Source organism: Acinetobacter sp. V104_13, from assembly GCF_031798995.1.
In the GTDB taxonomy this organism is placed as follows: domain Bacteria; phylum Pseudomonadota; class Gammaproteobacteria; order Pseudomonadales; family Moraxellaceae; genus Acinetobacter; species Acinetobacter pittii.
In genome coordinates, this window is sequence record NZ_JAVQNP010000027.1 from 462,916 (window position 1) to 476,497 (window position 13,582).

The 13,582-nt window shown below is 39.8% G+C and carries 13 protein-coding genes; 3 read left to right on the forward strand and 10 right to left on the reverse strand.

The window, feature by feature from the left end; all coding sequences use genetic code 11:
• Nucleotides 1-392 precede the first annotated feature (392 nt).
• On the reverse strand, nt 393-1,031 hold the full coding sequence (locus RMB06_RS14990; RefSeq protein WP_311080155.1) for a LysE family translocator: 639 nt from the start codon (nt 1,029-1,031) through the stop codon (nt 393-395).
• Between the two features lie 91 nt (nt 1,032-1,122).
• Here RMB06_RS14990 and RMB06_RS14995 point away from each other — a divergent pair, with 91 nt between their 5' ends.
• Nucleotides 1,123-2,052 carry a LysR family transcriptional regulator gene (locus RMB06_RS14995; protein ID WP_311080156.1) on the forward strand — a complete coding sequence of 310 codons (930 nt, stop codon included), beginning with the start codon at nt 1,123-1,125 and terminating at the stop codon, nt 2,050-2,052.
• 48 nt (nt 2,053-2,100) lie between these two features.
• On the opposite strand, the gene RMB06_RS15000 is transcribed toward RMB06_RS14995, so the two are convergent.
• From RMB06_RS15000 to RMB06_RS15020, 5 genes are all read right to left on the reverse strand, one after another.
• Nucleotides 2,101-2,967: a cysteine ABC transporter substrate-binding protein gene (locus RMB06_RS15000; RefSeq protein WP_311080157.1), complete on the reverse strand. Its 867-nt coding sequence runs from the start codon at nt 2,965-2,967 to the stop codon at nt 2,101-2,103.
• Nucleotides 2,968-3,049: 82 nt separating this feature from the next.
• Nucleotides 3,050-3,910 carry a transporter substrate-binding domain-containing protein gene (locus RMB06_RS15005; protein WP_068929597.1) on the reverse strand — a complete coding sequence of 287 codons (861 nt, stop codon included), beginning with the start codon at nt 3,908-3,910 and terminating at the stop codon, nt 3,050-3,052.
• Nucleotides 3,911-3,940: 30 nt separating this feature from the next.
• The gene (locus RMB06_RS15010) at nt 3,941-4,672 is read right to left on the reverse strand and encodes an amino acid ABC transporter ATP-binding protein (protein ID WP_001130361.1); all 732 of its coding nucleotides are present in this window, start codon (nt 4,670-4,672) and stop codon (nt 3,941-3,943) included.
• Between the two features lie 2 nt (nt 4,673-4,674).
• Nucleotides 4,675-5,340 (reverse strand): amino acid ABC transporter permease, encoded by a 666-nt coding sequence (locus RMB06_RS15015; RefSeq protein ID WP_311080158.1) that lies wholly within the window; start codon nt 5,338-5,340, stop codon nt 4,675-4,677.
• Nucleotides 5,330-5,989, reverse strand: coding sequence for an amino acid ABC transporter permease (locus RMB06_RS15020; RefSeq protein ID WP_001104465.1), 660 nt, complete (start codon nt 5,987-5,989; stop codon nt 5,330-5,332). The genes RMB06_RS15015 and RMB06_RS15020 overlap by 11 nt, the downstream gene beginning before the upstream one ends.
• Nucleotides 5,990-6,053: 64 nt before the next feature.
• Between RMB06_RS15020 and RMB06_RS15025 the strand changes: the two genes are divergently transcribed.
• Nucleotides 6,054-6,167 carry a hypothetical protein gene (locus RMB06_RS15025; RefSeq protein WP_079748338.1) on the forward strand — a complete coding sequence of 38 codons (114 nt, stop codon included), beginning with the start codon at nt 6,054-6,056 and terminating at the stop codon, nt 6,165-6,167.
• Nucleotides 6,168-6,262: 95 nt separating this feature from the next.
• Here the strand turns inward: RMB06_RS15025 and RMB06_RS15030 are convergent, their stop codons facing one another.
• The 3 genes from RMB06_RS15030 to RMB06_RS15040 form a co-directional block, all read right to left on the reverse strand.
• Nucleotides 6,263-6,547 (reverse strand): GNAT family N-acetyltransferase, encoded by a 285-nt coding sequence (locus RMB06_RS15030; protein WP_005069864.1) that lies wholly within the window; start codon nt 6,545-6,547, stop codon nt 6,263-6,265.
• Nucleotides 6,548-6,689: 142 nt separating this feature from the next.
• On the reverse strand, nt 6,690-7,649 hold the full coding sequence (locus RMB06_RS15035) for a response regulator transcription factor (RefSeq protein WP_311080159.1): 960 nt from the start codon (nt 7,647-7,649) through the stop codon (nt 6,690-6,692).
• The gene (locus RMB06_RS15040) at nt 7,646-11,110 is read right to left on the reverse strand and encodes an ATP-binding protein (protein ID WP_311080160.1); all 3,465 of its coding nucleotides are present in this window, start codon (nt 11,108-11,110) and stop codon (nt 7,646-7,648) included. The genes RMB06_RS15035 and RMB06_RS15040 overlap by 4 nt, the downstream gene beginning before the upstream one ends.
• Nucleotides 11,111-11,305: 195 nt before the next feature.
• Here RMB06_RS15040 and RMB06_RS15045 point away from each other — a divergent pair, with 195 nt between their 5' ends.
• Nucleotides 11,306-12,922, forward strand: a complete 1,617-nt coding sequence (locus RMB06_RS15045) for a cytosine permease (RefSeq protein WP_002114289.1) — start codon at nt 11,306-11,308, stop codon at nt 12,920-12,922.
• 57 nt (nt 12,923-12,979) lie between these two features.
• Here the strand turns inward: RMB06_RS15045 and RMB06_RS15050 are convergent, their stop codons facing one another.
• Nucleotides 12,980-13,435, reverse strand: a complete 456-nt coding sequence (locus tag RMB06_RS15050; RefSeq protein WP_000376211.1) for an Lrp/AsnC family transcriptional regulator — start codon at nt 13,433-13,435, stop codon at nt 12,980-12,982.
• Nucleotides 13,436-13,582 lie beyond the last annotated feature (147 nt).

Genomic DNA, 13,582 nt, shown 5'->3' on the forward strand with positions numbered 1-13,582 from the left:
TCAGAGCGAAACCAAAGTAAGTCCAGCCGAAGGCGACTGAAGAAATTAAAACTTTAAGCGATAATACTCTGTCGTGCTATGCAATAGTTCGCAGATGACTTTAGGTTGAGCTAAAAATTATTAGTGGTTATCACGGCGGAGTCTTACCGTTTTGCCTCCAAAGAAAGTAGCTAATTCTGTTACTTTTTTTTAAAAGTAACCAAAAACTTTCTCATCCACAGAACCTGTTCTCTGTTTTCATTTTTCAAAAAATATTGCAAATACATTATCTTTATAAATTATGGGCAGGCTGTGGATGAAATTTAGCACGAGTGAATATAGGTATGAACGCCTTGAACACTATAAGCAATCTAAAATCGTACTTCTGTACCCCCATTAAATACTCACGGCAATTAAACAAACGATCCCCAAATCAATCTCAATGCAATTCCAATTAATAACGTTCCCATCACCCTCTCAAAATACACTCCAAACTCCAAAAACCGTTTACGTACGATAGGCTGTGCAAACAGTACGCTCACCACCATAAACCAAATGGCATTAACCATACACATCCAGACCCCATAAAAGACCTGAACTTTCATTGGTGTAGTTGTACTCACAATCGTTGTAAAAATTGCCAGAAAAAAGATAGTGGCTTTTGGGTTTAATGCATTGGTAAGAAAACCCATAGTAAAAGCTTTAAATAAACTTGGCGTATCACCGTTTGCTTGGCCATTAATTTCAATATTAGTATTCGGCTGGCTACGTAAACACTGCCATCCTAAATAAATCAAATAAGCTGCCCCTGCTGTTCTGATCAGTGACATGAGCCATTCACTTTGCTGAATCAAAAAGCCAATACCAATAAGTGTATAAAACACATGCACTGAAATCCCGACACCAATACCAATTGCGGTTAGACATCCAATCAGATAGCCATAACGTACACTTTGCCTTACCGTAATCACAAAATCTGGTCCCGGTAAAATCACCGCCATAAAGTGAATAAGAGCTAGCGTTAAAAACTCATGTCCATACAACTGCCACATAACAATTTAGTTTCCTGAAAATCACCTAAAAGATTGTATTGCGATTTTTTAGACGCGATAATCTAATCAAAATCCAAATAACTTTTGCCTCATGAGCACAAATCAAAGTCTGGTTCTGTTAAATGAAATGGCGACCTTCGTTAAGGTGGTCGAGTCAGAAAGTTTTTCTGAAACCGCAAGGCAACTCGGAACTACGCCTTCTGCTGTTAGCCGTGCGATTGCTCGATTAGAACGTGCTTTAGGCACCCGCTTACTCTATCGGACTACACGGAAACTTCGTTTAAGTGAAAGTGGACAACAGGTTTATCAACGTTGTTTAGATATGGTGAATGCTGCGCAAGGAGTCATGGAAAGTTCGGGCCAATTCCATGTCGAACCCGAAGGTATTATTCGCATGAGTGTTCCCAAAGCTGTGGGACATTTTATGATTCACCCACATTTGCCCGAATTTTTAGAACGCTACCCGAAAATTGATATACAAATGCTTTTAGAAGATCGCTATGTAGATCTCATTGATGATGGAGTCGATTTAGCACTTCGAATTACAGAGCAACCACCGGGTGGCCTTATGGGTCGAAAACTCATTGATATTGATCACTTGGTTTGTGCTACGCCTGAGTATTTGGCCAAGCATGGCTTACCGAGCCACCCTCATGATTTAAAGCAGCATGAATGTATTTACTTAGGTGAACAAGCCAGTGACTCAAAATGGAAATTTCAGCAAGGAAATAAATCGATCAGTGTTGCCGTGCGTGGTCGTTATGCAGCAAACCATACAGGTGTGCGTTTGAGTGCCGCATTACAGCATTTAGGTATTGCGAGCTTGCCATACTTCGTTGCACGCCATGCACTACAACAAGGTACCTTAGTGCAGGTTTTACCAGATTGGTATTTTAAGACCTATTATAGTGGTGGGCTGTGGTTACTCTACCCACCGACACGACATGTCCCGCCTAAATTGAGTGTGTTGATTCAATATTTGGCAGATAAATTAGCAGCAGAGCCAACTTTAAAAATCTAGTCAGCTCCTAGCTCGAGCAAATCCTATCTAGAGTCCTCTTTGTTAGAATTACTCAACCAATAAATCTTTTGGATTAATCGTATCGCCATACACTGGTTTTAACGTTTTTTCATAAGCCTGATGAATCACGCCTTCTTTCGCCAGTTTCTCTAAATCTTGATTCAACCAGTCCAGCAACTCTTTATCACCTTTTTTCACTGCTGGTGCAATTAAGTCCTGCTCACCTAAATTAGTAATGCCAACAGTGTAATTTGGATTTTCTTTAGCCCAAGCTAAAACCAGCAAGTTATCATGGGCAAGCGCAGCACCACGACCATCTTTTAAAGCATCAAAAGTTTCAGTGTTTTGCTCATATTTTTGTAGCTTAATTTCTGGATGAGTCTTGGTGAAGAATGAATCAGCCGTTGTACCTTTGTTGACCAGTAAAGTTTTATCTTTAAGTTGAGCCACATCAATAATCGGATGGCTTTTAGGAGAAACGACGCCCAAAGCAACTTTCAAATAAGGCTTAGCAAAATCGACAACTTCCTTACGTTCTGGCGTAACAGTAAAGTTGGCAAAAATAATATCCACTTTATTGGCTTTTAAATATTCAACACGGTTCGCAGCTTCAGTTAAAACAAACTCAACTTTGTTTTCATCACCGAGCAGATCTTTCGCAACATGCTTAGCAATTTCTACATCAAAGCCCTGATTTTTACCTTGAGCATCTAAATATCCAAACGGCGGTTTATCACTAAATACACCAATTCGTACCACACCATTCTTTTTAATCTGTTCAATACTCGACACAGTTTGTGTGGTATCTGCCGTTTTTTCAGTAGACTGAGTTCCTTTGTCACATGCAACTAAACCTAAACTCAGTAAAGACGCGGCTAAAATATGCTTCACGTTTTGAAATGTTAATGTTGTCATTATTTCACCCTATCGTTCTTGTAAAAGTCTTATTTAAAATTGCAGCGCCTACTTTTAGACACTGCTCTAGCGATATCGAAAATTATTGGCCTACATCTAAAAACACATTCGGATTGACCGAGTCACCGTAAATTGGCTTCAAGGTTTCATCATAAATTTTCTTAATTTCACCACTTGTTCTAAGCTGCTTAATTTCAGTATTGAGCCAATTCAATAGTTGGGTATTGCCCTTTTTCACTGCTGGTGCAATAAACTCTTGATCACCAATAGATTGAATACCCGCCACATAACTTGGGTTCTTCGCGGCCCATGCCAAAGCATAGGTACTATCTTGTGAAATTGCGTCACCACGACCGTCGGTTAAAGCTTTGAAGGCATCCGAGTTTCTTTCAAACTTGAGTAAATTCACTTTCGGATAATGCTTGGTAAAGTAAGTATCCGAACTTGTGCCTTTATTTACAATTAAGGTTTTACCTTCTAACTGGGCAATGTCTGTAATCGGCTTAGCTTTAGGCGAGACAATACCAAACGCACCTTTTAAATAAGGCTCGGCAAAATCTACAACCTCTTTGCGTTCAGGAGTTACCGTAAATGTAGCGAACACCACATCGGCACGATTTGATTTTAAAAACTCCACCCGATTTGAAGCTTCAGTCACAATAAACTCAACTTTCTTTTCATCACCGAGCAAATCTTTAGTCACCCGTTTTGCTAGAGCTACATCAAAGCCCTGATTATTCCCCGCACTATCTACATAACCAAACGGCGGATCATCTGCAAAAACGGCAACGCGTAAAACCCCATTTTTTTTGACTTGTTCTAAAGAATGGTCTTCTTGACTATTGTTTGCCTGTTCAGTTGATGGCGTTTTACTACATGCAGTTAATAAAACCCCAGCAACGGCAAGACTGCTTAATATTTTTATTGAATTACGTTTAAACATTCACTTCCTCATGATTCAAATAATAAAAATTTAGTACGACAAAATATTTAAGAAAGCTTTCGCTCGTTCTGTTTTCGGCTGTTCAAAAAATTCTTCTGGCGATGCCTGTTCAATAATCTTGCCCTTATCCATAAAAATAATGCGATCGGCAACCTTACGGGCAAAGGACATCTCATGTGTCACAATCAGCATGGTCATTCCTTCATTCGCCAATTTAAGGACTACATCAAGCACTTCTCTAACCATTTCCGGATCAAGAGCAGCGGTAATTTCATCAAGTAAAATGACTTTAGGTTGCATGACCAGTGAACGGACAATGGCGATACGCTGTTTTTGTCCACCTGAAAGTTGGCGTGGATAATCGAGTTTTCGCTCATATAGCCCGACTCGCTTTAGCAATTCATCTGCTACTTGTTCTGCTTCATCACGGTGACGTTTTTGTACTTTGAGTGGTCCGAGCAAGATGTTGTCAATGACGTTCATATGCCCAAACAGCTCATAGTTCTGAAAAACCATACCAATTTTTTGACGAGCATTAGTCCAGTCCACATCTTTACCGAGCACACCTGAACCGGTTAAACGGATTTCGCCACCCTGAATCGGTTCTAAGCCGTTAATACAGCGCAATAAGGTACTTTTACCGCAGCCCGATGGACCTAAAATAACAACCACTTCTCCTTGTTCTACATCCAGATCAATGCCCTGTAAAATATGACTTTGTGCAAATGATTTCTGTAATTGTTGTATCGATAACAAAGGCATAATTACTCCCAGACCTTTTCTAAGTGTGCCGCCAAACGCGATAAGGGGTAGCAAATCAGAAAATACAAAATAAAAATAAAGCCATAAATCCAAAGAGAAGCGCTCGGCACGGTCAACAGCGAATTTTCAATAATTTGCTGACCAACTTTAATGACCTCGACCACACCAATCAGGACTGCCAAAGAGCTGGTTTTCACCATTCGGGTAAATAAATTAATCGCACCTGGTGTTACTCGTTTTAGACTTTGCGGAAAAATGACATAGACCAAGGCTTGAACATGGGTAAGTCCGAGTGCATAGGCCGAATCGCGTTGATGCTGATCAATTGAAGTAATGGCTGCACGAACCAAATCGCCCATTTCTGCTATACCCCATAAAACAAACACAACAACGCACACCCACATTGCTGAAAACTGCCAGTTAAACCATGTCGCAAAGCCGAAATAAAACACAAACAGCAAAACTAAAATTGGAATGATTCGAATGGCTTCTAGATACAGACGGCACAGCGATTTAACGACTATGTTCTTAGAAGTCATAATGACGCCGAAAACTGTGCCAAAAATTGCAGAGAAAAAGACCGAAATAAAAGCAATTTTTGCAGTTGCCCAGAGTCCCCACATTAAACGTTCGAGGTGACTCGCTTGAAATAGATAATCAAGTTCCATGGCTCACCTTACGACTTCTGTGTTCCAGATAACTGGTTAAAATAGAAACGGGCAATAAAATAATCAGATAAGCCATGATGAGTAAGAACAAAGCTTCGGTGGTTTTATAGTCCATGCCAATTAAGTCTTTGGTGACAAAAAGCAGTTCAACGACAGCAATCGCACTGACCACAGAACTTTCTTTAATCAGAAATAGGCAATTTGCCCCTATTGCCGGAATTGAAATGGCAAGTGCTTGAGGAAAAATGACATATCTAAAAATTTGAGTCGGTTGCAAACCAATACTTTTTGCAGAATCAATCTGCCCTTTTGCAACAGATTGCAAACCTGCTCGGAAAGCTTCAGCCATATAGCTTCCACCTAAAAAGGTCAGTCCGATCACACCACAAGCAAAACCATCAATTTTGATACCCAGCTTTGGTAAACCGTAATACAAAAAGAACAGTTGAATTAATAAAGGGGTATTTCGAGATAACTCAATATAGAACTGGGCAATTCTATTTAGCACCCGCACGCGATATGTGATTAAAATGCTGCAAATTAGCCCTACAATAATTGCCAAAATAATGCTGATAATTGAAATTTTCAGCGTGGTCAAAGTTGCAGAGAAAAATTGCGGCAACACACTATGGATATACTGCCAGTTCAAGGAAAATTCCAAAAAATAATATTAAAACGTTATAAATATTTAGCTTTCGTCAGCTATTAAATATTTGTGCAACGAGTTTATTTTTTTCCCAATTGGTCTAAAACTATTTTTATTAGATAAGCTTTTCTATAAGTTTGATAAATTCGATCTGGCAATCGAAAACCTTCGAATCAATTGAATACAACCGCTCAAAACATATTCACTAAAACAAAGATGAATAAAAAAATCGGACACCAACGCCCGATTCCTATTAAATAATTTTCAATCTATTGCTTACTTTCTAAGTACATCACCAATGCTTGGGTCTTTATCAAAAACCGATTTAGCATATGGGCAAAGCGGAATTACTTTTACGTCTTTTTCACGAACAAAAGCCACCAAAGCATCAAGTAATTGGCGACCTACGCCTTGTCCCCGATAATTTTCATTTACATCTGTAGCGTCAATAATCAGCATGCCTTCGCCTGCCCATGTATAAGTCATTTCGCCTGCAACAGTTTCACCATCAAGTAAGCTAAAGCTGCCGTGTTTTGCATCATCTTTTTGTTGAATATTCACAATGAATTCCTCGTATTATGGCTCAAATTTATTTAAAAATGACTTTATATATCTTTATCTATAAGAACAAATTTAAGTGTAAAAAAATAGACTATTTTTAGCAGTGAGTCTGTATGCTTTTTAAATACAATCGTCAATTAAATTAGTGAAACTCTTGCACCAGACTATTAATGTGCGCCACAGCAGCAGTTCGGTTTTCAACGCAAAGTTTTTCAAAAATATGCTCTAAATGCTTGTTTACCGTCCGTGGACTAAGCTCCAAAATTTCTGCAATGTCTTTATTGGTTTTTCCTAACAACAACCAGTGCATGACTTCTGCCTCACGTTGAGTCAACTGCGGGCAATATTTCAAAATATCAGCCATTTCCAAAGCTGGCGTAGAAGTCTTAATCTGTATCAGATAATTTTTTGCCACGCTTGGGTCACTTTCCCACGGTGTAAGCAATAAAAGCTGTAATTGCTGGGATGGCGTTGAATAAGAACAGCTGGTTAATTTTTTGGGGTCTTTTTCTTGCTCTAAGTCTGAAAACCACGCTCTTAAGCCTGCTTCAAAGCCCTCTAATTCAGGTAAATATTGATTCAGTAAATCACTGGCTTTTTGGGTTTTCCACACAATTTTACCGTGAACATCTAGGGCAAGAATGGCTGTTTCCGTCGCATCAATGACCTGTTTTTGTTGCTGCAATAGTTTGGCATGTGCCAAATGTGTTTTTACCCTTGCTAATACTTCTTCAATATTCAGTGGCTTGGTTACATAGTCTACCCCACCCACCTGAAAACCACGCACAATATGTTCTGTCTCAGATAAACCTGTCATAAAAATGACGGGAATAAACTGCGTAATTGGACTCGCTTTAAGCTGTATGCAACTTTCAAAACCGTCCATATGCGGCATATTGCCATCAAGCAAAATCATATCCGGTAAGCATCGGTGTGCAATTTCAATTGCACTCAATCCATCGGTTGTGACAAGCACGCGATAACCTGCCTGATCCAGACTTTCATGTAACAAGCCTAGATTTTCCGGCACATCATCCACAATCAGAATAACAGCCTGCTCGTTTGGCGAAGCTTGCTGAAAAGAAACATGTTGCGTACTCATTGCTTATCCTGAATTAATCGTTGTGCGTGTTTTAAATCAAACTTTTGAATCGCCTGTTCAAGCTGTTCCCATAACTCGTTATGCTCCGGAAAATTTTGGCGGCATTGCGTTAAAGTCTGTTGAATTCCACGAATGTACCCCTGTCCAATCAAATCATTTAACTGTTGCAAGCTTTGCGGTAAATCAAGCAGATCATTATTTTCTGGTTGCTGGACTGGTGTATGAACAGCAGCTTGCTCCTGCTTAAATACCTTTATATCCATTGCTTGAACTTCATTATTTTGAAGGTTTGCATCTGATTTGGAATCAATCCATACCAAGCCCAACTTATCTCCAATTTTACTCAGCAACAAATTCAGGTCGATTGGTTTTAGCATAAAGTCCTCACTTAAGACAGCATCTTGTGGATTGACTTCGCGCTCGCCTGCATTGGCGGAAATAATTAAGATCGGTACATTGGTAATATTATTCTGACGTAATAATCGTGCTGTTTCCCAACCGCCCATCAAAGGCATATTTAAATCCATCAAAATCAGATTAGGCTGAAAAATAGGTACACGTCTTAAACAATCAATGCCCGACTCGGCTTCTTCAATAATAAACCCCAAAGGTTTGAGAAAATTAGCGACTAAGCCTCGGTCCACAGCTTCATTATCGACAACCAAAATTCGTTTACGCTCGCCTTGATAACCCGTAATTTGGTTGGAGTAGACATTAGAAATTGGATGAACTACTTCTTTTGAAGGTAAGTAAAACTTAATCTTAAATTGTGAACCCTGATTGAGCTGACTAGTCACAGATAACTGGCCACCAAGTAAATCGACTAATAATTTTACAATTGGTAGTCCGAGTCCTGTTCCGGTAAATCCGCCTTGAACCACATTACTGCCCCGTTCAAACGGATTAAAGATTCGCTCTAAATCTGCCTCGGCAATGCCGCAGCCTGTATCTCTAATTTCAAAATAAGCTGTTTGGAAACGGTACTCAACTTTCAAAGTAATTGTTCCGCTCGTCGTAAATTTTAAAGCATTGCCCAGCAAATTGATGAGTACTTGCTCTAAGCGTTTTTTATCGGTACGAACATAGTGCGGTAAGTTCTCTCCAATTTCATAAATAAACTGTAAATTCTTCTGTTCAAACTGTGGCTGAAACATTTGAATAATCTGTTCTATAAAATTTGGAAAATGCACATCCACCACATTTAAAGAAATTTTGCCTGTTTCAATTCGAGCTAAATCTAATAAACCGTCAATCAATGAAGTCAGATGTTGCCCACTACGGCTAATCACCCCGAGCGCCATTTTGCCTTGTTCCGAAAGCTGCTCTTGTTTTTGAAGTAATTGGCTATAGCCCAAAATACTATTTAGAGGCGTTCGTAGTTCGTGGCTAATACCAATGACATAACGACTTTTTGCATCATTTGCCCGTTCTGCTGAAATTCTGGCATCTTGTAAGTCTTTTGAAGTGACTTCATGGGCAGCAATTTCATCAATCAATAATGCTGTTTGCTGATGCGTTTCGATTTCGGCATTACGACGGCTTTCATCGTTTAACACTAACCACCATGCAGCAACACTCATCAATAAAAATAAAATGGTGTAAATTTTGACAAACAGCGTAAATAACTGAGGAACGGCTGCCGCATTAATGGTTTCTAAATAGGTTTTTTCTTGGATATAAACCAGACTTAAACTCACTGCCAGAACAATAGACAGCCCTAAAGTCAGTAATAAATATAAACTGACCCTGCTATTTAAACGGCTCGCCCAACGTTCTGGTAAATAGTGCCAAATAGCTTTTTTGAGTTGTACTGACCAGCGTGCATCAGGTTTACATAAATCGTGGCAGCGTGCTTCAAGTGAACAGCATAGAGAGCAAATCGTACCGTTATAGGCTGGACAGCCAGCCATATCGGCAAGTTCATAGTCCCTTTTACATACCACACAGTTAGCAACCGACGTCGCTTGAATTTTTTCAGGCTGGCGTGCAATGTAATATTTGCCTTTGGTTAAGTAAGCAATAACAGGAACACTTAACACCGCACTCCCCAGAGCAATAAAACTCGCCAATCCTTTTGCTATTAATCCGAAAAAGCCCAAATAACTCAGCATCGATAACACTGAAGCAATCAGTAATGCGCCCACACCTACGGGGTTAATGTCATATAAATAAGCACGGCGAAATTCAATTCCCTTCGGACTTAAACCTAAAGGTTTACAGATAATTAAATCGGCAACAACAGCACCAATCCATGCCAAAGCGATATTGCTATATAGTCCCAAAATGCGTTCAACTGCATGGCTAATTCCCATTTCCATCAAAACAATGGCAATAAACACGTTAAAAAGAAGCCAGACAATTCGCCCCGGATGGCTATGAGTTAAGCGTGCAAAAAAGTTGGACCATGCCAATGAGCCAGCGTAGGCATTGGTCATATTAATTTTAATTTGCGCCAAGCAAACCAGTGCTAGAGTCAATATTAAAGCAAGCTGAGGGTTTGGAATAAACTGTTGATAGGCGACCCAATATAGATAAGTCGGATTGTCTAGTTCAGAGACAGGAATAAACAGCTGAAAAGCCAACACCATCAGCAGCATGCCCATCAAGACTTTTAGAAATCCGAAAATAATCCAAGATGGACCACCTAAAAAAACGGCAAAACGCCATGCAGTTCTATTCTTTTCTTTTTGCGGTAAGAAACGTAAATAGTCAGCTTGCTCACCAATTTGGATCACAAATGAAAAAATAAGAGTGCACGCCGCACCAAAGTAATACAGATTAAAGTCAGTTGAGTTTGAAACTGCCCCAACAAAATGCAGGCTACTACTTAAAATTTGTGGTTGTTTCCAAAGTACAAAAAACCACGGTAACAACAGCAATAAGAGCCAGATTGGTTGTGTGATCGCCTGCACTTTATTAATAAAACCAATGCCTTTGACTACTAAAGGCAAAATCACTAAGGCAGAAATTAAGTAACCAATAACTTGCGGAATACCTAAAGCAAGCTCAAGTGCCATCGCCATAATTGCGGCTTCAAACGCAAGCAAAATAAAGGTAAAGCTCGCATAAATTAGAGATGTAATGGTCGAGCCAATGTAGCCAAAACCTGCACCACGAGTAAGCAGGTCGACGTCCACATTATATTTTGCGGCGTAGTAACTAATCGGCCAACTGGTTAAAAATATGATGGTACATACGACAATTGCTGCCCATAATGCATTGCTAAAGCCATACTGCCAAAGCATGGTCGCCCCAATGGCCTCCATCGCAAGAAAGCTGACTGTCGAGATTGCAGTATTGGTAACAGTCCAAGGTGACCATTTTCGTACTGAGGTAGGTGCATAGCGAAGCGCATAATCTTCGATACTTTCATCTGCCACCCAAATATTATATTCACGGCGTGTTTTGATCACACGTTGTGGCGCTTGTTCGGGGCTGGAAGAATCTGGCATAACACTCATGTTTCGGATGTGGCTGCATTAAACCCAGCAATCCTTATGCCAAAAGTCATTTATCATGGCGATTTTCTCGAATACGCACATATACGCAAAATAACGTATTTTCAATTTTTCCCAAAAATCACACACTCAAAACCATCAAAAAACAATGATCAATATTTGTGTTGATTGACCGAAAATGATTGGGAGATTGATGTTATGAGTGTATCTGAACATCCAAATCTGGACACTGTGCAAGGTACAGATTCACAAAAAGCAGTGAATGAAACCTTAGAAGATTATACTTTACGTTATGCTCCACACAGCTTTCGGCGCTGGAGTCCCAAAGTTGTCGCTATTACTGCTCTTGGTGGTATTGCCTATCTTGCTGACTTTTCTATTGGCGCCAGTATTGGTATGTCTTACGGAACAACCAATGCTGTTTTCTCCATTCTATTTGCAGCGATTATTATCTTCTTAACCGGCATTCCTTTAGCCTACTACGCAGCGCGCTATAACATCGATCTTGACTTGATTACCCGCGGCGCAGGTTTCGGTTATATCGGCTCAGTCCTGACCAGTATCATTTTCGCCAGTTTCACCTTTATTTTCTTTGCCCTTGAAGGTTCAATCATGGCGCAAGGGTTATTGCTCGGTTTAGGCATTCCGCTTTGGGCAGGTTATCTCATCTCAACAGTTATGGTCATACCGCTGGTGATTTACGGCATGAAAGCCTTAAGTAAATTACAAGTCTGGACTACTCCGCTTTGGCTCGTTCTGATGATTGGTCCTGTGGCCTATCTGATTTATCAAGAACCTACTTTAGTCAGTCAATTTGCAACTTTTACTGGTAACGAAGGTTTCGCAACTGTAGACATGGCAGCAATCATGTTAGGTGCTGGTATATGTTTATCGCTAATCATGCAAATTGGTGAGCAAATTGATTACTTACGTTTCATGCCTGCTAAAACAAAAGAAAATAGCAAAGCATGGTGGGCAGCCGTTATTTCAGCGGGTCCAGGTTGGGTGATTTTAGGGGCAATTAAACAAATTATTGGGGCATTTTTAGGGTTCTATTTACTCACTAAAATACCGGGCGTAAACAGTACTGAACCTGTTCAACAGTTTAATGCGGCGTTTCATGACATGCTTCCGGGTTGGGCTGCTTTAACACTTGCAGTGATTTTGGTGGTTATTTCTCAAATTAAAATTAATGTGACCAATGCTTACTCTGGTTCCCTTGCATGGACAAGTGCCTACACACGTATTAGCAAACATTATCCTGGTCGTATTGTGTTTGTGATGGTGAACTTGGCAATTGCGCTTGCTTTAATGGAAGGCAACATGTTTGCGGTATTGGGTAAAATCTTAGGGTTCTATTCAAACTTTGCGATTGCTTGGGTTGTGGTTGTTGCAACAGATATTTCAATTAATAAATATGTGTTAAAACTTTCACCGAAAGAACCAGAATACCGCCGTGACATGCTATACAACGTAAACCCTGTCGGTATGGTTGCATTCCTTGTATCAGCAGGCTTATCAATTGCAGCATTCTTCGGATTACTGGGTAGCTTCTTAGCACCTTACTCACCGCTTATCGCACTTGTGCTTGCCTTTGTATTAACACCAATCATGGGCTTATTAACCAAAGGAAAATACTACATCAAGTCACACGATGACGGTATTAAAGAACCACGTTATGATGCTGAAGGTACTCCTGTAGCAACGGTTTATCACTGCCGCGTATGTGAGCAAGGTTATGAACGTCCAGATATTATGTTCTCTCATAAACATAACGGTACGATCTGTTCTTTGTGTAAAACACTCGATGCTTAAATATTCTTAAAACTAAAAAAGAAGCTTTAAAGCTTCTTTTTTTATATCTGATGATTCTTAGCCAATCGGGAATAAACGTTCAGGCACTACATCTTTCATCACAATGGTTGAGATGAGTCGTTGCACACTTGGAATAGCAGATAATTTTTCATCGTACAAACGCTGAAAAGCAGGTAAATCTTTAGCCACCACATGTAGTAAATAATCTGGCTCACCAAACAAACGCTGTGCCTGAATAATTTGTGGGATGTCTATCACGGCATTTTCAAACTTCTCGACTGCCTGTTTATCGCCCTCTTTAAGCGTAATAAAAACAATCGCTGAAAATTCAAATCCCACTAAGTTTGGGTCGAGTTCTGCCCGATAACCTTTGATAGCTCCTGACTCTTCTAAAGCCTTCACTCGTCTATGACAAGGTGAAATGCTCAAACCGACTTTTTCTGCCAACTCGGTGATAGATAATCGGCCATTTAATTGCAATTCAGCAAGAATCTTTTTATCTGTGCGATCCATTTAGAAAAATTTACCCCAAATGAGTGTGATATGAGCAAACATTTAAAAGCACATTCTAAATACATGAGCATATTATTTTCAACAAGCTCGAATAAATAGGGATTTTTTCTAAACCACGAGTGAAACCTTTGGAAAATAGTTCGCCGA

Excerpts from the sequence above, each read along its gene's own strand:
- RMB06_RS14990 (WP_311080155.1), bottom strand. The coding sequence starts at position 1,031 with ATGTGGCAGTTGTATGGACATGAGTTTTTAACGCTAGCTCTTATTCAC.
- RMB06_RS14995 (WP_311080156.1), top strand. The coding sequence starts at position 1,123 with ATGAGCACAAATCAAAGTCTGGTTCTGTTAAATGAAATGGCGACCTTC.
- RMB06_RS15000 (WP_311080157.1), bottom strand. The coding sequence starts at position 2,967 with ATGACAACATTAACATTTCAAAACGTGAAGCATATTTTAGCCGCGTCT.
- RMB06_RS15005 (WP_068929597.1), bottom strand. The coding sequence starts at position 3,910 with ATGTTTAAACGTAATTCAATAAAAATATTAAGCAGTCTTGCCGTTGCT.
- RMB06_RS15010 (WP_001130361.1), bottom strand. The coding sequence starts at position 4,672 with ATGCCTTTGTTATCGATACAACAATTACAGAAATCATTTGCACAAAGT.
- RMB06_RS15015 (WP_311080158.1), bottom strand. The coding sequence starts at position 5,340 with ATGGAACTTGATTATCTATTTCAAGCGAGTCACCTCGAACGTTTAATG.
- RMB06_RS15035 (WP_311080159.1), bottom strand. The coding sequence starts at position 7,649 with ATGAGTACGCAACATGTTTCTTTTCAGCAAGCTTCGCCAAACGAGCAG.
- RMB06_RS15040 (WP_311080160.1), bottom strand. The coding sequence starts at position 11,110 with ATGAGTGTTATGCCAGATTCTTCCAGCCCCGAACAAGCGCCACAACGT.
- RMB06_RS15045 (WP_002114289.1), top strand. The coding sequence starts at position 11,306 with ATGAGTGTATCTGAACATCCAAATCTGGACACTGTGCAAGGTACAGAT.
- RMB06_RS15050 (WP_000376211.1), bottom strand. The coding sequence starts at position 13,435 with ATGGATCGCACAGATAAAAAGATTCTTGCTGAATTGCAATTAAATGGC.